General features: G+C 69.5%; 23 protein-coding genes. 12 read left to right on the top strand and 11 right to left on the bottom strand.

Annotation, left to right across the window (positions count from 1 at the left end):
- Positions 1 to 3: 3 nt before the first annotated feature.
- The 5 genes from AMYNI_RS0137420 to AMYNI_RS0137400 all read right to left on the bottom strand — a co-directional run bounded on the left by AMYNI_RS0137420 (position 4) and on the right by AMYNI_RS0137400 (position 5,713).
- Positions 4 to 2,229 (bottom strand): AAA family ATPase, encoded by a 2,226-nt coding sequence (locus AMYNI_RS0137420; RefSeq protein WP_020673247.1) that lies wholly within the window; start codon positions 2,227 to 2,229, stop codon positions 4 to 6.
- A 122-nt stretch (positions 2,230 to 2,351) separates the two neighbouring features.
- Positions 2,352 to 3,470 (bottom strand): pentapeptide repeat-containing protein, encoded by a 1,119-nt coding sequence (locus AMYNI_RS47595; RefSeq protein ID WP_020673246.1) that lies wholly within the window; start codon positions 3,468 to 3,470, stop codon positions 2,352 to 2,354.
- An 80-nt stretch (positions 3,471 to 3,550) separates the two neighbouring features.
- Positions 3,551 to 4,354 carry an SCO6745 family protein gene (locus tag AMYNI_RS0137410; protein WP_020673245.1) on the bottom strand — a complete coding sequence of 268 codons (804 nt, stop codon included), beginning with the start codon at positions 4,352 to 4,354 and terminating at the stop codon, positions 3,551 to 3,553.
- A 180-nt stretch (positions 4,355 to 4,534) separates the two neighbouring features.
- Positions 4,535 to 4,966 (bottom strand): PPOX class F420-dependent oxidoreductase, encoded by a 432-nt coding sequence (locus AMYNI_RS0137405; RefSeq protein WP_020673244.1) that lies wholly within the window; start codon positions 4,964 to 4,966, stop codon positions 4,535 to 4,537.
- Between the two features lie 30 nt (positions 4,967 to 4,996).
- Entirely contained in the window at positions 4,997 to 5,713 is a 717-nt protein-coding gene (locus AMYNI_RS0137400) for a TetR/AcrR family transcriptional regulator (RefSeq protein ID WP_051116624.1), read from the bottom strand.
- 118 nt (positions 5,714 to 5,831) lie between these two features.
- Here AMYNI_RS0137400 and AMYNI_RS0137395 point away from each other — a divergent pair, with 118 nt between their 5' ends.
- Together AMYNI_RS0137395 and AMYNI_RS50630 are read left to right on the top strand one after the other, a co-directional pair.
- Entirely contained in the window at positions 5,832 to 6,605 is a 774-nt protein-coding gene (locus AMYNI_RS0137395; RefSeq protein WP_026361412.1) for an RNA polymerase sigma factor, read from the top strand.
- 19 nt (positions 6,606 to 6,624) lie between these two features.
- A complete protein-coding gene (locus tag AMYNI_RS50630; RefSeq protein WP_020673241.1) occupies positions 6,625 to 6,756 on the top strand; it encodes a hypothetical protein in 132 nt (43 codons plus the stop codon).
- Between the two features lie 61 nt (positions 6,757 to 6,817).
- On the opposite strand, the gene AMYNI_RS0137385 is transcribed toward AMYNI_RS50630, so the two are convergent.
- Positions 6,818 to 7,750 carry a zinc-binding dehydrogenase gene (locus tag AMYNI_RS0137385; protein ID WP_020673240.1) on the bottom strand — a complete coding sequence of 311 codons (933 nt, stop codon included), beginning with the start codon at positions 7,748 to 7,750 and terminating at the stop codon, positions 6,818 to 6,820.
- Positions 7,751 to 7,838: 88 nt separating this feature from the next.
- Here AMYNI_RS0137385 and AMYNI_RS0137380 point away from each other — a divergent pair, with 88 nt between their 5' ends.
- Positions 7,839 to 8,465: a TetR family transcriptional regulator gene (locus tag AMYNI_RS0137380; RefSeq protein WP_020673239.1), complete on the top strand. Its 627-nt coding sequence runs from the start codon at positions 7,839 to 7,841 to the stop codon at positions 8,463 to 8,465.
- On the opposite strand, the gene AMYNI_RS0137375 is transcribed toward AMYNI_RS0137380, so the two are convergent.
- The 3 genes from AMYNI_RS0137375 to AMYNI_RS0137365 form a co-directional block, all read right to left on the bottom strand.
- A complete protein-coding gene (locus AMYNI_RS0137375) occupies positions 8,426 to 9,247 on the bottom strand; it encodes an adenylate/guanylate cyclase domain-containing protein (RefSeq protein WP_020673238.1) in 822 nt (273 codons plus the stop codon). The two genes, AMYNI_RS0137380 and AMYNI_RS0137375, sit on opposite strands and share 40 nt — an antisense overlap.
- A 61-nt stretch (positions 9,248 to 9,308) precedes the next feature.
- Positions 9,309 to 10,235 (bottom strand): DUF5829 family protein, encoded by a 927-nt coding sequence (locus tag AMYNI_RS0137370; RefSeq protein WP_020673237.1) that lies wholly within the window; start codon positions 10,233 to 10,235, stop codon positions 9,309 to 9,311.
- A 108-nt stretch (positions 10,236 to 10,343) separates the two neighbouring features.
- Positions 10,344 to 11,321, bottom strand: coding sequence for an NAD(P)/FAD-dependent oxidoreductase (locus AMYNI_RS0137365; RefSeq protein ID WP_040407767.1), 978 nt, complete (start codon positions 11,319 to 11,321; stop codon positions 10,344 to 10,346).
- A 282-nt stretch (positions 11,322 to 11,603) separates the two neighbouring features.
- Between AMYNI_RS0137365 and AMYNI_RS0137360 the strand changes: the two genes are divergently transcribed.
- The 7 genes from AMYNI_RS0137360 (at position 11,604) to idi (ending at position 18,278) form a co-directional block, all read left to right on the top strand.
- A complete protein-coding gene (locus tag AMYNI_RS0137360; RefSeq protein WP_281170333.1) occupies positions 11,604 to 12,692 on the top strand; it encodes a type III polyketide synthase in 1,089 nt (362 codons plus the stop codon).
- Between the two features lie 24 nt (positions 12,693 to 12,716).
- Positions 12,717 to 13,268: a cupin domain-containing protein gene (locus tag AMYNI_RS0137355; protein WP_020673234.1), complete on the top strand. Its 552-nt coding sequence runs from the start codon at positions 12,717 to 12,719 to the stop codon at positions 13,266 to 13,268.
- A gap of 5 nt (positions 13,269 to 13,273) precedes the next feature.
- The gene (locus tag AMYNI_RS0137350; RefSeq protein ID WP_026361410.1) at positions 13,274 to 14,443 is read left to right on the top strand and encodes a DegT/DnrJ/EryC1/StrS family aminotransferase; all 1,170 of its coding nucleotides are present in this window, start codon (positions 13,274 to 13,276) and stop codon (positions 14,441 to 14,443) included.
- A 29-nt stretch (positions 14,444 to 14,472) separates the two neighbouring features.
- Complete coding sequence (locus AMYNI_RS0137345) at positions 14,473 to 15,438, top strand: class I SAM-dependent methyltransferase (RefSeq protein ID WP_157357639.1); 966 nt, start codon at positions 14,473 to 14,475, stop codon at positions 15,436 to 15,438.
- Positions 15,439 to 15,490: 52 nt separating this feature from the next.
- Entirely contained in the window at positions 15,491 to 16,426 is a 936-nt protein-coding gene (locus AMYNI_RS0137340; RefSeq protein WP_020673231.1) for an aromatic prenyltransferase, read from the top strand.
- A 55-nt stretch (positions 16,427 to 16,481) separates the two neighbouring features.
- Positions 16,482 to 17,681: a cytochrome P450 family protein gene (locus AMYNI_RS0137335; RefSeq protein WP_020673230.1), complete on the top strand. Its 1,200-nt coding sequence runs from the start codon at positions 16,482 to 16,484 to the stop codon at positions 17,679 to 17,681.
- Between the two features lie 63 nt (positions 17,682 to 17,744).
- A complete protein-coding gene (gene idi / locus AMYNI_RS0137330) occupies positions 17,745 to 18,278 on the top strand; it encodes an isopentenyl-diphosphate Delta-isomerase (protein ID WP_020673229.1) in 534 nt (177 codons plus the stop codon).
- Between the two features lie 45 nt (positions 18,279 to 18,323).
- On the opposite strand, the gene AMYNI_RS0137325 is transcribed toward idi, so the two are convergent.
- Positions 18,324 to 18,872, bottom strand: a complete 549-nt coding sequence (locus tag AMYNI_RS0137325; RefSeq protein ID WP_020673228.1) for a YceI family protein — start codon at positions 18,870 to 18,872, stop codon at positions 18,324 to 18,326.
- 222 nt (positions 18,873 to 19,094) lie between these two features.
- Here AMYNI_RS0137325 and AMYNI_RS0137320 point away from each other — a divergent pair, with 222 nt between their 5' ends.
- The gene (locus tag AMYNI_RS0137320; RefSeq protein WP_026361409.1) at positions 19,095 to 19,940 is read left to right on the top strand and encodes a sigma-70 family RNA polymerase sigma factor; all 846 of its coding nucleotides are present in this window, start codon (positions 19,095 to 19,097) and stop codon (positions 19,938 to 19,940) included.
- Between the two features lie 66 nt (positions 19,941 to 20,006).
- Here the strand turns inward: AMYNI_RS0137320 and AMYNI_RS0137315 are convergent, their stop codons facing one another.
- Complete coding sequence (locus AMYNI_RS0137315; RefSeq protein WP_040406216.1) at positions 20,007 to 20,465, bottom strand: carboxymuconolactone decarboxylase family protein; 459 nt, start codon at positions 20,463 to 20,465, stop codon at positions 20,007 to 20,009.
- Between the two features lie 579 nt (positions 20,466 to 21,044).
- Here AMYNI_RS0137315 and AMYNI_RS46325 point away from each other — a divergent pair.
- On the top strand, positions 21,045 to 24,497 hold the full coding sequence (locus AMYNI_RS46325; protein WP_211225539.1) for an ATP-binding protein: 3,453 nt from the start codon (positions 21,045 to 21,047) through the stop codon (positions 24,495 to 24,497).
- Positions 24,498 to 24,568: the final 71 nt, after the last annotated feature.

Genomic DNA, 24,568 nt, shown 5'->3' with positions numbered 1-24,568 from the left:
CGCTCAGGGCTGGTGAACTTCCGCCACGGTGACCAGCTCGGCAGGTGGTGGTCCGGGATGCAGGATGCCGAGCCGGTGCGTGGTCCTGGTCATCGCGACGTAGAGGTCGTTGTGGCCACGAGCGGAGCCGGTCAGTATCGCCGCAGGGTCGGCGATCAGCACCGAATCGAACTCCAGTCCTTTGGCCTGCTCGGCGGTGAGCAGCACGACCTTGCTCTCCGGCGCCGGGTTTGTGCCGTGCGACAGCTCGGGAAACTGCGCGCGGAGCACCGCCGCCAGTGTGGCGATCTGTGCTCGTGGGGCGATGATCGCGAGCCGTCCCGTGCTGAGCGCGGCGGCCTCTTTCGCGGCGAACTCGGCGGTCGCTGCGGGTAGGCCGGCGGTGGTGGTGCGCAGCCGCCACGGGGGAACGCCGGTTGAGCGGACGGAGTGCGGCGGGCTCATTCCGGGGTGATGGGCGGCGAGCAGGTCGGTGGTGGCGGCCATGATCTCGGCCGGCGTGCGGTAGTTGACGGTGAGCGGGACGAGCCGCCAACGGTCGTCAACGTGCGGGCCGAGCACCCGGTCCCAGGAGGAGGTGCCGGCCGGGTCGCCGGTCTGCGCGAGGTCACCGACCACGGTCATGGACCGGCTGGGGCAGCGGCGCATCAGCAGCCGCCAGGCCATCTCGGACAGCTCCTGTGCCTCGTCCACGACAACGTGCCCGAAGGTCCAGGTCCGATCGGCGGCGGCCCGGTCGGCGATCGTGCCGCCGGCGGTGTTCCCGGCGTCGCGGTGCCCGAGCAGGGCGGCGGCCTCGTCCAGCAGCGGCACGTCCGCAGGGCTCCAGCCGCCCGGTTCCCGTCGCAGCAGTCGTTGCTGGGCACCGGTCAACCCGGTGACCTGTGCGGGGTCGGCGTACAGCTCGTTCAGCAACCGCTGCGGCGTCAGCGGCGGCCACCAATCGTCGAGGGCGGCCTGGACACCGGCGTCGGTGAGCAGGGCGTCGCGAAGGTTCGCTACGTCGGCCTCGTCCAGCAGGTCGCGAGGTCCCAGGTCATCCGGGTGCACGATGAAACCCGCGGCTTCGAGGGCGCGCAGATCGGCCGCGCCGAGTGCGCCACCGGGGTCGCCGCCGTCAATCGGCTCTCCGGTGTCGGTGAGCACGACGGACTCCAGGCGTTCGACGAGGCGCCGCACGAGCACGCCGACGAGTTCGCGGTGGAACACCAGCCTGGCTTGGTTGTACGGCAGCCCGGCCCGCCGGGCCGAACGCGCCGCGCGGTGGCAGTCCGCCGGATCGAGCCGCAGCGGCTGCTGTTCGAACTCGACCTCGACGGGTGCATCGGGGATGGTGACCCGGTCTTGGACGGCGGTGGCCAGCACCGTGGCCATGCTCGCCCTGCCCTTCAGCTCGACGGTCTCGGGCGCCTCGGCGCGGTCGGCAGTAACGTCCCGGACGCCGGGGTAGAGGTCCGCGATGGTCGCGGTCACCACGCTGTTCTCGCCGAGGCCCGGCAGCACCTGGCCGATGTAGTCGAGGAAGATCCGGCTGGGGCCGACCACCAGGACACCGCGCGCGCCGAGGTGCCGGTGCGTGTAGAGCAGGTAGGCGACCCGGTGCAGGGCGACCGCCGTCTTGCCGGTGCCGGGACCGCCCTGGACCACGAGCACACCGGGATGCTCGGAGCGGACGATCCGGTCCTGCTCAGCCTGCAGGGTCGAGACGATGTCGCGCATCCGGCCGGTGCGCCCGGCGGTCACCGCCGCCAGCAGCGCGGCCTCGCCGATCAGCCCGTCTTCATCGGCCCCGGCCGGGTCGAGCACTTCGTCGTCCAGTGCCACCACCCGGCGACCCCGCGTGGTGATGCGTCGCCGGCGCCGCACGCCCTGCGGAACCGCGGCGGTCGCGGTGTAGAAGGGCCGGGCGGCGGGCGCACGCCAGTCCAGCAGCAGGGGATCGTCCTCGTCGTCCCGGAACAAACCGGTCCGCCCGATGTAGACGCGAGTGCCGTCCTGCTCGTCCAGCCGCCCGAAGCACAGTCCCTCCTCCACCGCGTCGAGGCGGGCGACCTCACCGACCTGCCAGGTCCGGGCCAGGTCCCGATCCAACGTGCCGTCCCCGCCGGTCCGCGCCGACAACGCGGCCAGCCGATCCAGCCGATCCACTGCTTCACGCCGCAGCGCGTCGAGATGCTCGTACAGCATCGTGAGGTAGTCCTGCTCGCGCTCGATTTCCGTGCCTGCCAAAGGACACGCGCCCCCATCCACCGGTGATCCGGGCCGATCCTCCGTGTCAGGCCCCGGTCCTCAGCGTGCCTGGCGGCCCCACCGAGAAACAGTCTTGTTCTTCCGGGCCCTGTCAGCCGCACTCAGTCCCGGTCCGCGGCGACTTCCAGGCTCATCGGTACCCGCCAGCCCGCCTGGATGCGGTAGCTGCCGTCCACTCCCTCGGTCGACGCGGCTCGCACGAGGGCACGGAGGCCCCGCGGCCATCTGGTCTGCCCGCTCCAGCGGGCGCCGCCGAGCTGGGCACCTCGCAGCGACGCCCAGACCAGCACCGCACCGCTCAGCTCGGCGTCTTCGAGGCAGGCATGTTCCAGGGTGGCCCGATGCAGAACGGCACCGTCGAGATAGGCACCTTTGAGATTCGCGTACAGCAGATACCCACTGGTCAGATTCGCACCACCGAGATCGGCCTGCTCCAGGTCGCAGTCGATCAGGTTTCCGCCGACCAGCCTGATGCCGCCGAGATCGGCGTCCGTGAGATTCGCCCCGCTGAGGTCGACGGGCTGTCGCGTCTCCCAGATCCGGCTACCGACCCCGCTGCGGTGCCGGTGCAGAATCGAGGTCGCCGCGAGTCGCGCCTGGCGCTCGCGCACGAATTCCTCGTCCTGAGCCTGATACGGCATGCGCAGGTAGGCGCAGACCACCTCGATCACCGTGTCGCGCTGCTCCGGCGCGCTTTCCGCCAGTCGCTCGAGGGCGTAAAGGGCACCGACGCGCGCCATCGCGTTGTCGGCACCCAACTGCTCCACGGCTTTGGTGTAGAGCTCGGTGACGCGCCGCTCCGCCGCGTCCTGACTGGTGTCGGCGGCGACCTGCTCCTGGTGCTTGAGCGTGAGTTCCATCGAGCGCTGCCGGCGGGCGGTCAGCAACAACGCGACCGCACCGCCGGTTCCCACCACAATGGTTCCGGCCGTCCGGATGGCATCCAGCTGGTCCTTCGGCGCACCACCGCCGTAGAAGCGCAGCAGCAACGTCACGGCCGCCACCCCCACGATCAGCACCAGCAAGCTGCCCACCGCGATCGCGCGCCTCGACAACGGCGCCGGCATGGTCAGTTCGGTTCGATCCGGCTCGCCGGAACGACTTCGCCTGAGCAGCCAAAGGCAGAGCAGCACGAAGACCGGGACGGAAACCTGCCACCAGTTCCGCGCGAGCCACTGCTCGACCGAAACCCACGATGGCAAAAGGTCCGCCCAGGCCACCGATCCTCCTTGCCGCACCGTCCCGCCGAAGCCAAGACGCTAGCAAGCTGCGGCCTCCGCTTTCGGACTGCAGTCGGCGATTACCACGGGAAGGCAGGCCGGATGGCGGCTGAGATCGGTTCGAGATCGGTGACGAGGAGGTCGAGCTCGCTGGGGTCCAGGGCGTGGTACGGCGCCTCCGCGAGCCGGTCGGTCAGCGCTTCGACTCGTTCCTTCGTGGCCCGGCCGGCGGCGGTGAGCCAGTCGTCGGCGCCGACGAGACCGCGGGCGCGCATGCCGTCGACGACCGCGGTCAGCTGCGCGGCAGGGAGATGGCCGACTCGGCCGAACTCCTTCGCGGGCATATCAACGGACAGGGCGTGCAGCACGTGGGCCTCCGTCCCGCCGACGCCCTCGGCCACCAATGCGACGGTGTGGCCGTCGCCGCGGTGCTCGCGGAGCAGGGTGGCCGCGTGCCACAACCTGGCCACGGCCCCCTGCGGTACCGGGAGCGCGCGCAGCGCTGCGAAGAGGGGTCGTCCCTCCACAGGTGCGCTGGTCGCCGCCCTCAGCAGGAGGTCGCCGGCGTGCGCGACACCGGGGGCATCGGCGAGTTCACCGAGGATCCGCCGCAGGGCCGCGACGCAGCCCCGCTCGCGGGCGGCCAGCGCCGCCTCGGGCGTGGTCAGGTCCCAGACCCGCGGGAGGTGGCGTGCCACCTCGCCAGGGGCGAAGTTGTAGAACACCGCGTGGACCACCTCAGCCGGCACCGACCGGCCGAACGGCGCGGCCCGTCCGGCGAAGTAGGCGTCCCACTGGTTGCGCAGGCCCAGCGACATCAGGGGCTCGTCCGCCCCGTCGGCAAGGTAGGGCACCAGACCGATCGGCTCGACCAGGTCATACATGCGGCGGGCTATGGGTTCCGGGGGTTCCGGGGGTTCCGGGGGTTCCGGGGGTTCCGGGGGTTCCGGGGGTTCCGGGGGTTCCGGGTACGACATCTCAATCCCCTGCGCTCAAGGCGGTGCCCTCGTGGCGGCCGCTCACCCACTCCACGAACGGCTCACCCGGGATTCGACACCAAGCAGTCAGCGAATTCTGGCGCCGTACACGTGCTCGACCGTCATCGTCATGAGCACCCTGCGGTCGGACACCATCACCGACCGGTACTCGTCCCAGTCCGGATGCTCGCCGGCGGCGAGGCGGTAGTACTCCACCAGCGCGTCGACTTCGGGGCCGTTGGGGTCGGTTCCCGGCCCGGTGAGTGCCACGGTGCCTTCGGCGGTCGCCCATGCCCAGCCGTCGGGGCTGGTGACCTCCAGCGCGGCCCGGGGATCGCGGCGCAGGTTCGACGTCTTGGCCAGGCCGTCGCGCATCGAAACGTAGAGAACACCGGCCTTCTGGTCGTAGAAAGGCGTGACGGGGGAAAGCTGCGGACGGCCGTCCGATTTGATCGTCGCGAGGACACCGAGCCGGCTCTGCGCGAGCAGCGTGCGCGGGTTGAACGAAGTGGTGGTCATGTCCGGGACCAAGTCGCGACCGGAGACGGGTTATTCCCGGCGCGGTGGCGGCGGGACCGGCGACCGGGACTGGTCCGCGAGGCGGGTATGGGGTTCGAGCTCAACACCGCCGGCGCGGAGTGTGCCGTCGAGGATCTGCCAGATCCAGTGCGTGAGCAGGCCGGCGAGCTCGCCGCGAGCAACCTGCTGGGGGTTCTCCAGCCATTGCGCGGTACTGGAGTCGACCAGCCCGACCAGCCCGAAGGCAAGGGTTTCGGCGATCCGGACGTCCAGTTCGAAGGTGCGCAGGTAGTGCTCGAACAGCAGGGTGAGCTGTCGCGCGATGGTCGTCTTGACGTCGGCGACGGCGTCGCGGCCGGCGTACCGCCCGGCCTGTGAGTGCCTGGTCAGATAGCGGTAGAGGTTGCCGTGCTCGGCGAGCCAGCCGGTGTGCGCGTCGACCGCCGTGCTGATCATCTGCATGGGCGTCGCGCTCGGGTCCCACAACGGGGTGAGCTGTTCGGTGATCAGTTCGGCGGCCCGGTCGGCGATGGTGCGCTGCAGATCGGCGGTGTCGTCGAAGTGCTTGTACACCCGGGTGCGGACCACGCCCGCCTCATCGGCGATCTGTTCGGTGGTCACGTCCGGGCCGTGCTCGGCGATCGCGCGCAGCGCGGCCTCGACGAACTCCCGGCGGCGGCGATCACGCTGGCCCGCCCAGCGCGCCGCGCGGCCGTCCGTCTGGCGCGAGCCGGCTGCGGGTGTCATCACCTGGAGCATATCTGTCACGAGGTAGCGGGTACACTGCTGTGCCCGTTACTTTGGGTGCTTGTTGATCACGAAACGTGCTCACTCCTTGACCGGACTACTGATCCTGGAGAACGCGATGCGGAATGCCATCGTGGACGATCCGCCGGACGCGGTGTTGCTCGATGCCGTCCGTGCCGGGGATCTCGGCGCGTGGGACGCGCTGTTCCGCAGACATGCCGGGCCGCTGCGCCGGACCACCGCGGGCTGGCCGGCCCAGCCCGCCGACCACGACGACCTGATCGCGGAGGCGTTCATCCGCGTACTGAGCACCGTGCGCGCCGGAAGCGGGCCGCGGGAAAGCCTCCGGCCGTACCTGGTGGTCACGATGCGGAACCTGGCGGCCAACTGGGGCCGCCACCGGAACCGGATCGAGCTGTACGGGACGGCACCGGAGACGGAGGAGGACGCGCACGTGGCCGGAGGCGAGGAGCTCGCGGTCCGGCGGTGGAACGAGCAGCTGGTCTGGTCCGCCTACAGCACCCTGCCGGGCCGGTGGCGGACCGTGCTGTGGCGGACCGAGGCCGAGGGCGACTCGCCGCGGGAGCTGGCACCGTTGCTGGGCATCTCGCCGAACGGGGTCACCGTGCTGGCCAGGCGGGCGCGGGAGGGGCTGCGCCAGGCCTACCTGCAGGCACAGGTCCCGGCGGTGACGACGCCGCAGTGCCTGGCAGCGCGCCGGCGGATGGGCACGTGGGTGCGCGGCGGGGTGCCGCAACGCCAAGCCGGGCTGATCGCCGACCACCTCGCCGGCTGCGAGTCCTGCTGGACCGTCGCGTCCCGGCTCGCCGAAGCCAACCGCGAACTGCCGCCGGCCGCCAGCTCGCGACCGGTCGAAGGACGGTACCCGTGATCTACCTGGGAGGAAACCCATGAGCCAGCACAGCTCCGAGACGCCGATCTTCGACATCCTGGTCGCCGAGTCCGAAGTGGACTGGCCCGGCACGTTCGAGTCCTGCTCCCCCGGCGAAACTCCGCGCCCCGAACCCGCGGCACCGGTCTAGCACTCACCAGGTCGCCGCCGCGGACAGTCGCCGGGTCCTGGCGATGGTCTCCCGTGGCAGGTCAGGCGACGTCCAGCACCGCCTTGCCGTGCAGGCGACGACCGAGCAGCGCCTCGGCCGCCTCGCTGTAACCGGTCCACGGGCCACGCCGGCTGATCCCGGGGTCGAGCCTGCCCGCGGCCACTTCGGCGGCCAGCCAGGTCAGGTCGGCGGAGAAGTCCGTGGCCGGGTCGCCGAAGAGGAAGAACGTGCGGATCGACCGGTCGTGCCGCCCTTCGGTGGGCACGAACGCGTCGGGCGGGAAAACCGCGTCGGCCCCGGCAGACCGTCCCACGCTCACCAGCACACCACCGGCCTCGACGGCGGCGAAGGCGTCCACCATCTGCCGGCCGCCGACGTTGTCCAGCACCGCGAACACCGGTCGCTCCACAGTGGACGGATCGGCGTGCACCTCGTCCGCGCCCAGCGAACGCAAGGCTGCTTCCTGCGCGGGGTTTCCGCTGATCGCCACCACCTCCGCCCCGGCACGGGCGGCGAGCTGCACCGCGTACCGGCCGACCCCGCCCGAGGCGCCGGTGATCAGCACGCGGCGCCCGAGCACCGGGCCCATCCGGCGCAGCACGTGCAGCGCGCTCAGCCCGGCGACCGGGACCGTGCTGACCGCACCGAGATCGGCGCCGTCCGGCACGACGCCGAGCCGCGGGGCGGCCACCGCGCGCAGCTCGGCCCAGCCGGTCTCGCCAAGGGTGACCACGCGGGTCCCGGCCGCCGGCCCGGAACCGTCGGCCGCGGCCCGGACCACCACTCCCGCCGCGTCCCAGCCGATCACGGTGCCGTCGGGCGTGCCAGGGTCGGTGGCGCCCTTGACCTCGCCGTAGTTGAGCGAGACCGCCCCGACCCGCACCAAGGCCTCGTCCGGCGCCGGCACCGGATCGGGCACCTCGGCCAGTGAAAGATGTCCGGCCGCGGTGTGGTCGACGACGATCGCGCGCATGATCAAGCTCCTCAGTTGAGTGCCACTCGGTGGCGTTTGCTTATCAGGAGCATACGCGTTGCGGGAGCACGTTCGCTAGACTGCTGCCGTGCCGACCTCCGAAGCACCAACCACGCTGCGCGAACGCAAGAAGCAGCGCACCCATCAGGCACTGGCCGACACGGCGGTGTCGATGTTCACCGAGCACGGTTTCGACGCCACCACGCTCGACGCACTCGTGGACGCGGTCGAGGTGTCGAAGCGGACGTTCTTCCGCAACTTCCGCTCCAAGGAGGACGTGGCGCTCACCGCCGTCAAGCAGCTCTGGAGCGCCTACCTGGAGGTGCTGGACGAGACCGAGAAGTCCGGCCCCCTGCTCGACGTCTTCCGCGACACGATGCTGAACACCCTCGACCGGATGGACGAGGACTGGTACCGGCGGTTCGCGGCCACCCTTCGACTGATCGAGCGGTCACCGTCGCTGGATGGGCACTCCCTGCGGCACTGCGCCGAGACCCAGACCGAAATCGCCGGCAGGCTGGGCGATCCGGACCGCCTCGAGCTGCGGCTGCTGATCGAGTTCTGCGTGGCCACCTGGCGCTGCGCACTGGACGAATGGCTGCCCGGCTGCGCCCCCGGGACGTTGCCCGGCCACGTGCGGCGCGCCTTCGCCGCGATCAGCGACAGCCTCCGCCTTCAGGATCGTCCGGAGGGGAACCGGGGAACGACCGAATAGACGTCCAGGTCCTTGGGCGCGCCCTTGGCCCGGAACCGGCGCCTGCGCCGGATCACGTACCGGCCGGCGTCCACGTTCTCCAGCGCGGGCCCGGAGACCAGCACCTCGCCGCTGGACGCGGCGTTCGCGACCCTGGCAGCGATGTTGACGTCCACGCCGAGGTAGTCGTCGCGGACCCGGCGTGGCTGCCCGGAATGCAGTCCGGCGCGAAGCTGCGGCCGGTAGCCGTCGATGGTGATCGCGCTGACCGCCGTGCACGCTTCGTAGGCGGCGTCGATGGCGGCCGCGGTGTCCGCGAACACCGCCATCAACCCGTCGCCCAGCGACTTCACCACCCGGCCGCCGTGCCTGGTGATCACCGGGTCGCTGGCCCTGCCGACCGCGCGGAGCAGCCGCAGCACGTTGTCGTCACCCACTTCGAGCGCCCAGGTGGAGAACTCGACCAGATCGGTGAACAGGATGGTGACTTCGGAGTCGGTCGGGTGCAGGCCCCTCGACCTGCTCAGCGCCTGCCAGACCTGCACTCCAGCGAGCCCGAGCTCGCGAACGGCGCTCGGCTGCTCGGTGCCCGCCTGGCTGATCAGCCGCGCGAGGCGGTCGGAGGCGCGGTCGCCGGTCGGCGCGGCATAGAGCTCGTCACCGCCCGGCGCGATCCGCCGCGCGGTCCGCATGGCCTTGACCAGGCCGTCGTTGCGGTCGGCCTCCCGGAGCAGGCGGCCGAGTCTGGAGCGCCTGCGGTCTTCGAATCCCTTGGACAGGCGGTCACCGGATGCGTCGTCCACGGCAGGAACCTTACTTCGGTTCTCCGCCGAACCGGTGGTCACCGGGGTGAGAGATCAGCCGCTATGCCGTCGGATCGAAGGTCCACACGGCGTGGGTGCCGGGGCCGACGACGAGGGTCGAGTGGCCGATCCGCTCCTCCTGCCGGTGCTCGACCGGCCGGTTGAGCGACAGTTCGACCTGTCGCAGGCCCAGCTGGCCTGGCGACGCCGGGTCGAACCGGATCGTGGTGCCGCCGCGATCCGCCACCGCGCCACCGCCGGGCAGGGACCGGACGACGAACCCGCCGGCCCGCAGCAACGGCACCGTGTTGGCGAGATCCCGTTCGGAGACCGCCAATCGGACGCCGGTCACGTCCCGCATCAGGTGCTCGCGGTAGGCGTCGGACAGGTAGCGCTCCCTGCCGACGTCACCGGGGTGGTCGGCCGGTTCGGTCTTGCCGCGCGGGTCGGCGAAGTACTCCGGGCAGTACTCCATCGCCCATGCCCCGAAGGCGTCGTACTGGTCGCTGGTGAACACGGAGTCGAACCACGGCACCGGGATACCGTCGCCGAAGTCACGTGTCTGGCGGAATTCGATCGGGTCGGCGATTCCCTGGTCCCGCAGCCGCTCGGTCACCGTCGCCAGGTCACCGGCCTGCTCGACCGAGACACCCATCGCCGCGGTGCCGAGGGTGCCGTCCCGGCCGGGCAGGTCGCCGACGCCGAACAGTTCGAGGTAGGTCTCGCGGCCCATCAGGTAGCGGCCGGTCCAGATCTGCCCGTCGGCACCGGTCGTGGTGCGGACCTCGAAGTTGGCGAACTGGCGCAGGTAGCCGGAATGCTCGATGGCGTCGGCGGTCTCCCGGTCGAACACCCCGTAGGCGTGGTTGTAGAACAGCAGCTGCCGGCCGGGCAGCGGCCCGCCTTCCTCGGCCAACGCGGCCGTCGCGCCGCTCCCGGCCGCCCCGGCGAGGGACACCGTCCAGGTCACCGCGAGAACCATGATCATCCGCAACACCCGGCGAGGCAGCATAGGAGCGATGATAGGACCGGATTGATCGCGGCCGCTATCAATTCACCCATTGTGTCCTTTGTAGACGGTTGTGCGGCCGCCGGATCAGCGACTGGCGACCACGGGCTCGGCCGAACGCGACTCCCGGCGGGCCCGCACGGCCACCCGGGTTTCCTCAGCGACCAGATCCGCGTTGATCTGGCCCCCGGCCATGGCCCCAGCCGCGGCGGCGCCGCCTACCTGGGCGACCAGGTCGGTGGCGTTGCCGGCGACCCACACCCCGGGCACGTCGGTACGGCCGGTCTCATCGGTGGAGATGTACTCCCCCATCGGATGATCAGTGGACAGCAGCCCGAGCGCCGCGAGGAAACCGGCGCGCGTGGTCATCCGCGGTGACACCGCCACTGCATCGCGGCCGACCACGGTGCCGTCGCCAAGGCGGACCCCGGCGAGCCGATCATCGGCGACCTCCACGGCCGCGACCTCGTCGTCCACCACGCGGATATCGCGGGCGGCCAGTTGCTCGGCCTGCTCCTCGGTGAGCGGGATGCCGCGGGAGAAGTACACGACGTCATCGCTCCACTGGCGGAACAGCAACGCCTGGTGCACCGACACCGGCCCGGTGGCCAGCACACCGATGGCCTGGTCGCGAACCTCCCACCCGTGGCAGTACGGACAGTGCAGCACGTCCCGGCCCCACCTGGCCCGCAGCCCGGGGATGTCCGGCAGCTCGTCGGCCAGCCCGGTCGCCACCAGCAACCGGCGCGCGCGGACCCTCCGGCCGTCGGCCAGTTCCGCCACGAACCCGTCGTCATCGCGAACCACCGCGTCGACCGAGCCGGACACCACCTGGCCGCCATAGCTGCGAACCTCCGCCCGCCCGCGCTCCAGCAACTCGGCCGGCGGCGTCCCGTCCAGGGCCAGCAGGCCGTGCACCCCGCTCGCCGGCGCATTGCGCGGAGTGCCCGCGTCGATCACCACCACCGAGCGCCGCGCTCGGGCCAGCATCAGCGCCCCGTTCAACCCGGCGGCGCCACCACCGACCACCACCACGTCGTAATCGTTCTTCAGCCGATCGGCCATTCTGACCACCTCCGCCACGACTATGCGGACCCAGCGACGAGTTCCGCAAAGTTTCTTGCCAATCTGGCAAGCTCGCGCCTCGGCCAGAGCCGCCCCAAGCCGTCCCCAAGCCGACGCCAAGCGGAATGAGCGACGGTACGAGACGCGCATCCGGGCCGATCTTGGAGGTGCGCCGTGGCAGCCGACCTCGCCGGGGAACAGCGGGCAGCATCGGCGGCTACGGGGCAAATTTCCACGTACAGGGGGTACTCGCCAGACATGTCAACGTTGTGCAAGCCGTCGGTGAGTGTGCCGGAATTTGTCATCACGATGGAAGAGACCCTGGAATTCGCTGAACGAGTACACGCCGGAAAGTCACAACTCCCTTTAGCGCTTCGCCTGATCCAGAACACCGGGGTGCGAAAGAGACATGTCGTGCAGCCCATCGAGCAGACGCTCAGCCACCCGGGATTCGAGGAACGTAACCGTATCTACGAGGTCGAGTCGAAGAAACGGTGCCCCGAGGTCATCGAGCAGGCGTTGGCGAACGCGGACCTGGCCGCACGCGATGTCGATCTGATCATCTACGTGTCCTGCACCGGATTTCTGATGCCGTCGCTGACCGCGTGGTTGATCAATAGCATGGGGTTTCGTGCTGATACTCGGCAGTTGCCGATCGCGCAGCTGGGGTGTGCGGCGGGTAGCGCGGCGATCAATCGCGCGCACGATTTCTGCCGGGCGTATCCGGACAGCAACGTGCTGATCGTCTCCTGTGAACTGTGCTCGCTGTGCTATCAGCCCGAGGATGACGGTATTGGTTCGTTGTTGTCGGATGGGTTGTTCGGGGATGCGGTCGCGGCGGCGGTGGTGCGGGGCAGCGGCGGCACCGGAATGGTTTTGGAGCGTAACGCGTCGTATCTGATTCCGGACACCGAGGACTGGATCTCCTACGCCGTGCGCGCCACCGGCTTCCACTTCCAGCTCGATCGTCGGGTGCCGGGCACGATGGAGCCCCTCGCGCCGGTGCTGCGCGAGCTGGCCACCGTGCACGGCTGGGACATCGGCAACCTCGACTTCTACATTATTCATGCCGGCGGGCCGCGTATTTTGGACGATCTGAGCAAATTCCTCGATGTGGACTACCACGCATTCCGGCACAGCCGGGCGACGTTGACCGAATACGGCAACATCGCCAGCGCCGTGGTACTCGACGCGTTGCGCAGGCTGTTCGAGGAAGACATAACACTGCCGGGCGGTACCGGGGTGCTGGCGGGTTTCGGTCCGGGTATCACCGCCGAGATGTCGGTGGGAACCTGGGCCGTGGATGTGCCGGGCAACAGCGAACGCATCCGGCTGAATCCGCCGTCGTATCTTGAGCCGGATTTCGCGTAGCCGAAGAGGAGGGGAAAGAATCTCATGGACGGTTTGATACTCCTACCCGGCCAGGGCCGGACTTTGGTCACGAAGGCGCAGGACATCACCTTCAAGGCCACCCACGCGGCCGGGTCCTCGGTCTCGATCTTCGAGGTGGTGGTGCCGCCCGGGTTCGACGTCGGCGCGCATTTCCACGAGCAGTCCGAAGAGTTCTTCTACATCCTCGACGGCGAACTGGACCTGCTCGCCTTCGAGCCGGTCGACCGCACCGTGGAACGTTGGCAGGACTGGAAGTCCCCCACCGGGCAGACCGTGGTCCGGGCGGGCGCGGGCAGCAGCATGTTCGTGCCCACAGGCTGCCCGCACGCGTTCACCAACCCCACCAACACCCCGACGCGCATGCTGTTCCAGGCCTACCCCTCACCCGATCACGAACGCTACTTCGAAGAGCTCAGCGACATCTTCTCCGCCGGCCAGACGGTGGACTCCAGCGCCGTGCAACGAATGCGCGACCGCTACGACGTCCACCAAATCACCCCCCTTCGCTACGGGCCCGCCCCGTCCGACGAGCCGCAGAACCTGGAGCACCGGTGACCACCATGGACACGATCCCCCTGGTTCAGGCGAGCCTGGGCGACCAGGAACTCGCCGCGGTGGCGGAGGTGTTCTCCTCGGGCTGGCAGGCCGGTCAGGGCCCGCGGGGGAAAGCACTGGAACAGGAGCTGGCCGCACGGTACGGGGCTGGTGGCGCGGTCGCGGTGAGCAACTGCGGCGCCGCGCTCCACCTGGCGCTGCTCGCGCTCGGCGTCGAACCCGGCGACGAAGTCATCGTGGCCGACTACACGTTCCCGGCGCCCGCCCATGCGGTGCGCTACGTCGGCGGTGTCCCGGTCTTCGCCGACGTCCGCGCCGATACCGGCACCGTGGACCCGCAGGCGGTGGCCGGCCTGGTCGGTCCGCGGACGGTGGGGGTGATCGCGGTGGACACCGTCGGCCTGCCCGCCGACTACGCGGAGCTGAAGGCCATCACCGACCGCCACGGACTGTTCCTCATCGAGGACGCCGCCTGCGCGGTCGGCGCGACCTACCAAGGCCGCGAAGCCGGAGCGCTGGCACCGGTGGCCTGCCTGTCCTTCCACGGCCGCAAAGGAATCACCAGCGGAGAAGGCGGCGCCCTGATCACCACCGACCCCGCACACGCCGCACACGCCCGGCTCCGGTCGTCTTTCGGTATCGAAAGCATCTTCGACCAGGCGCGGGTCGTCGGGCTACCGATCTCGGTGTTCACCGACATCGGCTACAACTACAAACTCTCCGACATCGCCGCCGCCATCCTGCAAGTCCAACTCGCCCGGGTCGGCGAACTCCTGGACCGCCGGCGCGCAGCCGCGGCGGGCTATGCCGAACTGCTCGCCGGCGAAGAGCTCCTCACCCTGCCGCACGTGCCACCGGACCGAACCCACGCCTGGCAGTCCTACCTGGTCACACTGGCCCCCAGCGTGGACCGCGCCGCCGTCGCCGCCGACCTGCGCGCCCAAGGCATCGGCTGCGGACACGGCACCTGGGCCTGCCACCTCCAACCCGTCTACGACACCACCCAGCCCTGCCCGGTCTCGGCAGACCTCTTCGCACATCAGCTCGCCATCCCCATGCACGCCGAACTCACCGGGAACCAAGTCGAACGGGTCGCCGAAACCCTCCGCACCGCACTCCAGGCCAACTCTCAGCCGACCACCAGCACCGCAGGGACCCAGGGAGGGGCCGCATGAGCAGCAACCAGCCGACACCGGACCGGATCATGCACCTCGCCAACGGCTACTGGGCCACCGGCATCCTCGGCGCCGCAGCGGGCGCCTCGCTGTTCACCCATCTCGAAGCCGGTGCGGACACCGCCGACCAGCTCGCCGCCAAAGCCGGAATCTCCGAGCGCGGCGCGCAAACCCTCCTCGACGGACTCGTCAGCCTCGACCTGGTCGAACTCCACAACGGCCACTACCGCAACACCCCCGAAGCCACCACCTACCTCGTCGAAGGACAACCCGCCTGCCTGAGCAGCTTCACCCAGCTCAAACTGGCCCACATGGGCAACCTGACATCCCTGCCCGAGGTCGTCCGCGCCGGCGGGCCGGTCACCGACGCGACGGTGGAGGTGGCCGACAACCCGCACTGGCAACACGTCGTCCCGGCCATCGCCGCCCAATCCGTACCAGTCGCCACGGTCGCCGCCGACCTACTACACCTCGCCGACGCCGGCGAGATCTCCATCCTGGACATCGGCGGCGGCTCAGGCATCTACTCCGCCATCTGGCTCGAACTCAACACCACCGCCCACGCCACCCAACTCGACTGGGAACCCATCAACACCATCGCCCGCCGACTCCTCGCCGAAGGGGCCGTAGCCGACCGGTTCACCTGCATCGACGGCGACTTCCACACCACCGACTTCGGCACCACCACCTACGACATCGTGGTCTACTCCCACATCGCCCACCAAGAAGGACCCGAAGACAACATCGCCCTGTTCGCCAAAGCCCACACCGCCCTCAAACCCGGCGGCACCCTGGTCATCTGCGACTACATCGTCAACGACGACCGCAACGGCCCACCCTTCCCCCTGCTCTTCGCCTCCGAAATGCTACTCAAAAGCAAACAAGGAAACACCTGGCGACGAACCGACTACCAGGACTGGCTCACCAAAGCCGGTTTCGAGGACATCTCGTTCCACCCCACACCGTCGCCCGCCACCTTGATCTTCGCCCGGTAGCGAGCCGATCCTGCCCGGTTCAACCAACTACGATCAACAAACTGGAGGGTGAATGTCCGAGAACGCCGAGTTGGAACGTATTTACTCGGTCATCGAGGAAACGGCTCAGCTGGTGGATGTGGCCTGCTCGCGTGCCAAGGTCTGGCCCGTCCTGACCACCTTCGGGGATACGCTGGCGCAGGCGGCGATCGCCTTTCGGGTGGCGACCGGCGCGCGCTACGTGGGAGAGCTCGACTGCCGCTTCTCGATTCGGATGGACGTGGATCCGTATTCCACCGCGCTGTCGAACGGCCTCACCGAGGAGACGGACCATCCGATCGGCGCCCTGCTTTCGGAAATCCACGACCGATTCCCCATTGAAACCTTGGGTGTTGACTTCGGGGTCGTCGGCGGTTTCAGGAAGATCTATGCCTTCTTCCCCGGCGAAGACCTGCAAAGCCTGTCAAAGGCGGCCGACATGCCGTCGATGCCACGCAGCCTGGCCGGGAACCTCGATTTCTTCACCCGGTACGGCCTGAGCGAACGAGTAACCGGGATCAGCATCGACTACCCGTCCAGGACGACGAACGTGTACTTCGGCTGGACACCCGCCGATCGCTTCGACACGAAGACCGTCCTTTCGATGCTCCGCGACCTCGAGCTGCCGGATCCAAGCGAGCAGATGCTCACCGTCGCCAAGGAGGCGTTCGGCATGTATCTCACCCTGAGCTGGGACTCGCCGAAGATCCTGCGCTTCTGCTTTCCCATGCCGACCCCGGATCCGACCACCCTTCCCGTTCAGCTCGAACCGAAGATCGAGCAGTTCACCAGGGGCGTTTCGCGCGGTTCCGCCATGGGCAAGTACGTCTACGCCGCCACGTCGACGCCCGACGGGGAGTACTACAAACTCTCGTCCTACTACCAATGGCGACCGCAGGTGATCGACCTGCCAACGGGATGGCGGGCGGATTCCACGCAATCGCCCGAGCCCATCGCGGATCCCGTATAGCCACCGGCTTCGACCGGATGGTGTTTCTGCTGGACAGAGTGCACAAGGGGGAACGTTGACCGTCGACCAAGATCAGCTCGACACCTTGCCCGACGACTACTTCACCGACCCGCACCGGGCCCACCGGGACTGGCGCGACCAGGGCGGCGTGCACCAGGTGCGCCTGCCGGACGGCACGACGGGCTGGCTGGTCACCGGGTACGCCGAGGTCAGGGCGGCGTTCGCCGATCCGCGGCTGGCCAAGGGCGCGGCCGGTGCCGAGGAGCTGCTGAACCGCGACCTGCCGCCGTCGGCGCCCAAGGTCTCGCTGACCCCGCACATGCTGCACGCCGACCCGCCGCACCACACGCGGCTGCGCAAGCTCGTGAACGCCGCGTTCACCGCGCGCGCCGTGACGGCGCTGCGGCCGAGGATCGAGGAGATCACCGACGCGCTGCTCGACGACATGACGGGCCAAGACGAGGTGGACCTGATCGCGGCGTTCGCCACGCAGTTGCCGATCACGGTGATCTGCGAACTGCTCGGCGTGCCGTCCGCGGACCGCGACGACTTCCGTCGCTGGACCGCCACCTTGCTCTCGGCGGCCCCGGGGGTGGACCCGGCCTCGGGGGCACGGGCCCTCATCGGCTACCTGAACAAGCTGGCGGCCGTCAAGCGCGCGGAACCGGCCGATGACCTGTTCTCCGCGCTGCTGCAGGCAAGGGACGAGGACGACCGGCTCACCGAGGGCGAGGTGGTCGCGACCGCATTCCTGCTGCTGATAGCCGGCCACGAGACGACGGTGAACCTCATCGGCAACGGGGTCTACGCCTTGCTGTGCGACACCGAGCAGCTGGACGCACTGCGCGCGGACCTGTCCCGGATGCCGGCCGCGGTCGAGGAGTTCCTGCGCCTCCACGCTCCGGTCAACGTGGCCACGATGCGGTACACGGCCGAGCCGATGCTGGTCGGCGACACCGAGATCCCGGCCGGCGAGTTCGTGCACCTGGTGATCAGCGCGGCGAACCGCGACCCGAAACGGTACCCGGAGCCGGACCGGCTCGACCTCGCCAGGGACGCCCGCGGGCACCTCTCGTTCGGGCACGGCATTCACTACTGCGTCGGCGCGCCGTTGGGCCGGCTAGAGGCCGAGATCGCATTCACCCGCCTGCTGGCCCGGTTTCCGCGCCTCCGACTGGCCACGGACGAGCCGTTGGAATGGCAGAAGAGCGTGCGGATCCGCGGCCTGGCCGAACTTCCGGTGCGGTTGACCTGAGCGGCCCGCACCCGACACCGGTAACGTGACTTTCGTCGGCGCACGGGAGGCAGGTGACCCGCCATGGTCGCTCGGGAATCGCAGCTGGTGGAACTCGTCGACTCCGGCGGTGCCGCCACCGGTTCCTGCACGGTCGCCGAGGCGCACACCGCGCCCGGCCGGCTGCACCGGGCGTTCTCGGTGATGCTGCTGGACGAGCTGGGCCGCGTTCTGGTCCAGCAACGGGCCGCGGCGAAGACCCGGTTCGCGCTGCGCTGGGCCAACGCCTGCTGCGGTCACCCGGCCCCGGGGCAGACCGTGTTCGACGCCGCCGCCCAGCGGCTGATCGAGGAGATCGGGGTGCGGGGGGTCACCCTGCACGAAGCCGGCGTGTACCTGTACCGGGCCGAAGACCCGGAGACCGGTCGGGTCGAGCACGAATACGACCACGTGCTGGTCGGCAAGGTGCCGGTGGATCCGCGGCTGGACCTCGACCCGGCCGAGGTGGCCGACGTCCGCTGGCCCGAGCCGGACCGGCTGCGCGCGGACCTGGCCGAGCACCCGGACCGGTACTCCCCCTGGTTCCACGGCGTCCTCGACGTGGCCACCGCCGGTTGAGCATAAAGAAAGGGGGCCGGGTTTCGGCCCCCTTTCTTTCGCGGATCAGTCCCGCTTGTCGGCCTGGATCTTGAGGATGATCTTGACCGGCTTGCTGATCACCGCGCGCGCCATCCCGCAGGTGACGCCGTAGTCGGTGCGGTCGATCTCGGTGTACGCGGTGAACCTGGCCTGCGGCTTCCCCTTGGCTCCGGCACCGACGTCGATGCCGTCGAGCGCCAGGTTCAGCGTCACCTGCTTGGTGATGGCGCGGACGGTCAGGTCACCGTCCACGAAGAAATCGTTCCCGTCGACCCGCAACCCGGTCGAGCTGAAGGTGATCGTGGGGTACTGCTCGGCGCCGAGGAAGTCGTCGTGGTGCAGGTGCTCGTCGCGCTTCTTGTTCTTGGTGTCGATCGACGCCGTCTTCATCACCGCGTTCACCGACGAGTCCAGCGGGTTCTCCGCGGTCACGATCGTGCCTTCGAAATCGGTGAAGCTGCCGCGGACCTTGGAGAAGCCGAATTGGCGGATCTCGAAGCCCGCTTCGGACTGGGCGGTGTCGATTACCCAGGTCCCGACGGCGTAACCGGGAAAGTCGTCCTGCATGGACATGCGCTGAGTGCTCCTTTTCGGTGGGACTGAACTTGACAAAAAATCGGGTCGAGATGCCGCGCCGGTCGGTCTACCGGGGTGCGCACCGGCTGACCGCGGACCCCTGCTCACTGAGAGTCGTCGCGTAACATCCGCAGCGTACGGTGGTCATCTTGGTCTCCGTCACAGTGCTTCGTTTCAGTTCGTCATCGCTATGACGGACGAGGCAGGGAGAGTGTGACCGTGGATGAGCAGGAGTTCTTGGCCAGGCGGTTCGAGGAGCAGCGCCCGCGACTGGAAGCGGTGGCATGCCGGATGCTCGGATCCGTCGCCGAGGCCGAGGATGCCGTGCAGGAGGCCTGGTTCCGGCTGGCGCGGACGGATGTCCAGGCGGTGGAGAACCTGGCTGGCTGGCTGACCACCGTGGTCGGGCGGGTCTGCCTGGACATGTTGCGGTCGCGTACCGCGCGGCGAGAGGCGCCGTTGGAAGAGCGGCCGGTCGAGCCGCAGGAGGTGGCCACTCCGGAGCAGCAGGCGATGCTGGCCGACTCGGTCGGGCTGGCGCTGCTCGTGGTGCTGGAGACACTGGACCCGGCCGAGCGGCTGGCGTTCGTGCTGCACGACATGTTCGCCGTGCCGTTCGACGAGATCGCGCCGATCGTGGACCGCACGCCGACGGCCGCGCGTCAGCTGGCGAGCCGGGCGCGGCGGCGGGTGCAGGGCGGCACGCCGCAGAACCCGGACCTGCTGCGGCAGCGGCAGATCGTGAACGCATTCGTCTCCGCCGCACGCGGGGGCGACTTCGAGGCGCTGGTGTCCATCCTCGACCCGGACGTGATCACCAGGGCCGACGGCAAGGTGCTGCGCCAGGGTGCGGCCATGGTGGCCAGCGGCGCGGTCGCCTTCTCGACGGTGGCGCGCGGGGTGCACCTGATCCTGGTGAACGGCTCGGTGGGCGCGGTGTCCTCGGTCGCGGGCCGGGAGTACCGGGTGGTCACCTTCACCTTCGCCGAGGACCGGATCACCGAGTTCGACGTGATCACCGATCCCGAGCAGATCCGGGGGCTCGATCTGGCCACGCTCGACTGAACCACCGGAATGCCGACGATGCCACGGAAAACGGCCCGAGGGTGGTCCCCCGGGCCGTCGCCGCGTTCACCAGGTGGTGCCGGCGGGCTCCTGGACCGCGGCGTTGATCCGGTTGAACGAGTTGATCAGGGCGATGTTCAGGACGAGGGCGGCCAGCCCCTTCTCGTCGAAGTGCTCGGCCACCTCGGCCCACAGCTCGTCCGGGACCGCCTCGTCGGAGCGATCGGCCAATCGGGTGAGCGTCTCGGTCAGCTTGAGCGCGGCCAGTTCCGCTTCACTGAAGAACGGCGCGTGCCGCCAGGCGGCCACCGCCGCGATCTTCTGCTCGCTGACACCCGTCTCCCGCAGCTTCGCCGTGTGCCCGTGCACGCAGGGGCTGCACCCGTTGATCTGGCTGGCGCGCAGGTTGACGAGCTCCAGCGTCTCGTCCGGCACGCCCCCGGTGGAGATGGCGTTCAAGAAGCTGCCGACGCCCTTCATCGCCTCCGGCAGGATCATCGCGGGGTTGGTCATCCGTGCGGTCACTGTTCTCCTTCCTCGGCACGCTTCACTGGATAGTTGCCATGACGGATGAACCGGCGAGGATGTGACCGGACGGAGACCGCGCCGGCGAATTGGCAAATTCGAACCTAAAACCGCAGATCTTTATCCGTTTTGCGATAAATCGTGGCCGATAAAGCGAGCAGGAGTTGACACACTAACTGCATGATCGCGGCTCCCGTTCGGCACCGTGGCATGATTCCGCCGAGGGGAGGGTCACCTGCTCAACGGCAAGTTCGACGCAAGGTATTTCGAAAGAATTGGCGACAAGATCGCCATTGAGGTCTAGAAACGAGTATCTGTACCCGATCGACTGGTAACGGTGAGTGATCGCCAGACCACTGTCCGGGATGCTTGGGGGCTGTTCTACACGCATGGGGTAATGGCTGGCGCACTATTCGAAATCACTGGGGTAGCTCAACATGCATGACGCAAGCAGCAGGAAACTGTCCGAAATCCCTGGGGCCGCTCAACATGACTGACGCAGAAGTCGTTGAGAACCCACAAAGCAGGTCACCGGAATCCCTCCGGGCGGTTTCTCAGAGTATGGTCGAATTCCGGGCTTTGGGTCCGGTAGAGGCGATCGTCGCCGGCAGGCTGGTGGATCTGGGCACGCCCAAACAACGCGCGCTGCTCGCGTTGCTGGTGAGCCGGGCTGGTCAGCCGGTGGCGGTGGACGTGATGCTGGAAGCGTTGTGGGCGGGGCATCCGCCGCCATCGGCGACGACTTCGCTACAGGCCTATGTGGCCAATCTGCGGCGGGTGCTGGAACCGGATCGGGCGCCGCGGAAACCGGCGACCGTGCTCCGCACCTTACCGCAGGGTTACCTTTTGGACGGTCGCGTTGTCGACGTCGATGTCGATCATTTCGGCGCGCACGCCACGGCGGGATGGCAGGCGTGGGACCGAGGAGACCCGCAGCAGGCGTTGAGCGAGTTCGACGCGGGATTGGCGCTGTGGCGGGGACAGGCCTACGCGGAGGTCGCCCATGCCACCTGGGTGGCGCCGGAGGTGGCGCGCCTGGAGGAGTTGCGGCTGTCGGTCGTCGAAGTGCGCTGCGCGGCACTGCTGGCCGTGGGGGCGCACGAGGTGGCGGGTGCCGAACTGGAAGCCTTCATCCAGGCCCATCCCCTGCGCGAGTACGGCTGTGAGCTGCTGAGCCTGGCGTTGTACCGGGCCGGGCGGCAGGCCGACGCGCTGGAAGTACTGCGAACCCTCCAGATGCGGCTGGTGGAAGAACTGGGGATCGACCCGAGACCGGCGCTGAAACACCTCGAACACGAGATCCTGAACCAGGCTCCGGCGCTGGACTGGCACGCGACCAAGGCGGCGCCGACCATGACGGTACCCACCGCACCCAAGATGCCCGCGCCGCCGATCCGCGCGGACGGCCCGCCGCCTTCTCCGGTGGTGGACGGGGAGGTCTTCGTCGGCCGTGAGCCGGCGCTGCGGCAGCTGGGCGACGCGCTGGCCGCGGCGGCGGCCGGCCGGGGGCGGGTGGTGACGGTCTCCGGGGAACCGGGGGTCGGCAAGACCAGCCTGCTGCGGTGTTTCGCCAAGCTGGCGGGCGTGCCGGTGCTCTGGGGTACCTGCCCCGAGCACGTCGCCGCACCACCCCTGTGGCTCTGGGAGCAGGTGCTGCGCGCGGTGGGCACCTGCTTCCCGCAGCGTTCGATACCGGTGCCGGTCACCGAACTGCTGGACCGGGACGGCCACCGGCCGGAGGACGGCGTGGACGCGGCCGGTGCCACCTTGCGGCAGTTCGAGGCGATCGTGCAGTACCTGACCGACGCGTCGCACACCGCACCGCTGGTGGTGCTGCTCGATCACCTGCACCGGGCGGATCCGAGCTCGCTGCGGCTGCTGGCCCACCTCGCCGAGTCGGTGCCGGCGAGCCGGCTGCTGCTGGCCGTGTCCTACCGGTCGGACGAGGCGGCACCCTTGGCCGGAACGCTGGCCGCGTTGGCCCGTGCGGGAATGACCCGGATCGAGCTGAGCGGCCTGGACACCCAGGACACCCGGGTACTGGTGAGCGCCCTGCTGCCGCACGAGGTCAGCGAGCACACCGCGGAACGACTGTGGGCTCGCACCGAAGGCAACCCCTTCTTCCTGCGGGAACTGATCAAACCGCTGACCGCCGATCAGTGCCTGGACCAGTCCCACCCGGCACCGGTACCGATCCCGGTACGCGAGGTGCTGCTGCAACGCATCGCCCGGCTACCCCGGGCCGCGGCCGAAATGTTGTCGGTGGCCGCCATCGCCGGCCGGCACTTCGACATCGAGGTGGTCGCCGAGGCGGCCTCGGTCGAGCTCGAGGCCGCGCTGGAGATCCTGGACACCGCGGTCGCCGGTGGCCTGATCGTGGAAGATCAGCGGCTGGGCTGGTTCCGCTTCACCCACGCACTGGCGGCCGAGGCGCTTTACGAGACCACCGGGCGGTTGCGCCGGGCCCGGCTGCACCGGCGGATCGGCGCGGCCGCGGCGCGCGCATGGGCCGGCAACGCCGAGCGGGCCGCCGAGGTGGCCCGGCACTGGCTGCTCGCCGCCGAACTCGACCCGACCGCGGCCGCGCAGGCCGCGACCCACGCCGCCACCGCGGCCAAGGCCGCGGAAGCGCGTCTCGCCCCCGAAGACGCCACCGCGCTGTGGCGACAGGCGCTGGCTGCCGCCGATCTGGCCGGGCAGGAACGCCACGATCGGCACCACCTGCTGATCGGCCTCGGCACCTCCCTGTACCGGGCCGGGAACCCCCGGGAAGGGCTTCCCGTGTTCATCCAGGCCATGGAGGAGATCCTCGCGGCGAAGGACGCGGACCGGGTCCCGGATACCGCCAGGCTGGTCAACGCGGCGGTCACCGCCGTCAGCGACCTGAACTGGTACCCGGTCGGCTACGGCGAAGTCGACGAGCGGCTGGTCGACGTCCTCGAACGCGCGCTGTCGCTGGTCACCGAGCCCGCGCACCGCGCACTGCTGCTGTCCTCCCTGGCCGTCGCCCGCTACCACGACGACGACCCGGAGCGCCGGGCCGCGCTGTCCGACGAGGCGCTGGACCTCGCCTGGCGCGCGGCCGACAAGATCGTGCTTGGTCGTGTCCTGCACCTGCGGGCCACCGCACTGAGCGGCCCCGACTACCACGACGAGCGCGTGCAGGCGGGTGCCGAAATGCTGGCGCTGCCCGGCTTGCCGCCGGCGCTGACGGTCCGGGCCCGGCAGCTCCGCGCCCAGGTCCTGGTCGCTTCCGGTCATGTTTCCGACGCCTCCGCCGAACTGGATCTCGCGGCCAAGCTGGTGGACGAGCGAAACGCACCCCTTCGCGCGCAACTCGCCTGGTCCCGCGCCGGCTTGCGGTCGCTCGACGGGTGCTGGCGCGAGGCGGAAGAGCTGAGCCGGGCGGCCTACGACCTGCATGCCCGGATGAGCTGGGGCGACGCGAAGTTCAACCGGATGGTCCAGCGCTGGGAAGCGGCGTATCTCGTCGGCGACGGCCGGGACCTCGTCGATGAACTGCGCGCCTTCGCCGGGTCCACCGATCTGCCCGCGCTGCACAGCATCCTGGTGATGGCGCTGACCGAGGCAGGGCAGGTGCACGACGCCCGCCTCGCGCTGCGCCGGTTTCCGCACGAGCCCAAGGACTACCTGTGGCTCTACACCCGCTGCTGGGCGCTGCTGGCCGCGGCACGACTCCGCGAGACCGAACTGGTGACCCGGTTCCGCGCCCAGCTGCTGCCCTACCGCCGGCTGGCCTGTTCCATCGCGGACTTCGCGATCAGCGGACCGGTCGCCTACTTCACCGCGGAGGCGGCCATGGCGCTGGGCGACCAGGAGGCCGCGATGGCGGATCTCGCCGTCGCCACCGACCTGGCCCAGCGGATGGACGCCGGGCCGTGGCTGGCGCAGGTGCGCGCGGCCATCTGCCGGTGTGCGGGTTCCGGTGCGGAGCCGTGCGCGGGCAAACGCGCGGAGCTGGTCAGCGTGCCGGCCGCCGGCGACGGGATGGTCCTGAAGTCCGCCGGGTGATATGCCGCCGGGGAAGGTCGACCGGTCAGCACGAGCGGGCACCAGGCTCGTGCTGACCGGTTCGGTGGGCG

The sequence above is a fragment of the Amycolatopsis nigrescens CSC17Ta-90 genome (assembly GCF_000384315.1).
In the GTDB taxonomy this organism is placed as follows: domain Bacteria; phylum Actinomycetota; class Actinomycetes; order Mycobacteriales; family Pseudonocardiaceae; genus Amycolatopsis; species Amycolatopsis nigrescens.
The sequence above is the reverse complement of the archived record's forward strand: the minus strand, read 5'-3'. Positions and strand labels throughout refer to the sequence as shown.

Excerpts from the sequence above, each read along its gene's own strand:
- AMYNI_RS0137410 (WP_020673245.1), bottom strand. The coding sequence starts at position 4,354 with ATGTATGACCTGGTCGAGCCGATCGGTCTGGTGCCCTACCTTGCCGAC.
- AMYNI_RS0137405 (WP_020673244.1), bottom strand. The coding sequence starts at position 4,966 with ATGACCACCACTTCGTTCAACCCGCGCACGCTGCTCGCGCAGAGCCGG.
- AMYNI_RS0137400 (WP_051116624.1), bottom strand. The coding sequence starts at position 5,713 with ATGACACCCGCAGCCGGCTCGCGCCAGACGGACGGCCGCGCGGCGCGC.
- AMYNI_RS0137395 (WP_026361412.1), top strand. The coding sequence starts at position 5,832 with ATGCGGAATGCCATCGTGGACGATCCGCCGGACGCGGTGTTGCTCGAT.
- AMYNI_RS50630 (WP_020673241.1), top strand. The coding sequence starts at position 6,625 with ATGAGCCAGCACAGCTCCGAGACGCCGATCTTCGACATCCTGGTCGCC.
- AMYNI_RS0137385 (WP_020673240.1), bottom strand. The coding sequence starts at position 7,750 with ATGCGCGCGATCGTCGTCGACCACACCGCGGCCGGACATCTTTCACTG.
- AMYNI_RS0137370 (WP_020673237.1), bottom strand. The coding sequence starts at position 10,235 with ATGATCATGGTTCTCGCGGTGACCTGGACGGTGTCCCTCGCCGGGGCG.
- AMYNI_RS0137365 (WP_040407767.1), bottom strand. The coding sequence starts at position 11,321 with ATGGCCGATCGGCTGAAGAACGATTACGACGTGGTGGTGGTCGGTGGT.
- AMYNI_RS0137355 (WP_020673234.1), top strand. The coding sequence starts at position 12,717 with ATGGACGGTTTGATACTCCTACCCGGCCAGGGCCGGACTTTGGTCACG.
- AMYNI_RS0137350 (WP_026361410.1), top strand. The coding sequence starts at position 13,274 with ATGGACACGATCCCCCTGGTTCAGGCGAGCCTGGGCGACCAGGAACTC.
- AMYNI_RS0137345 (WP_157357639.1), top strand. The coding sequence starts at position 14,473 with ATGCACCTCGCCAACGGCTACTGGGCCACCGGCATCCTCGGCGCCGCA.
- AMYNI_RS0137340 (WP_020673231.1), top strand. The coding sequence starts at position 15,491 with ATGTCCGAGAACGCCGAGTTGGAACGTATTTACTCGGTCATCGAGGAA.
- idi (WP_020673229.1), top strand. The coding sequence starts at position 17,745 with ATGGTCGCTCGGGAATCGCAGCTGGTGGAACTCGTCGACTCCGGCGGT.
- AMYNI_RS0137325 (WP_020673228.1), bottom strand. The coding sequence starts at position 18,872 with ATGTCCATGCAGGACGACTTTCCCGGTTACGCCGTCGGGACCTGGGTA.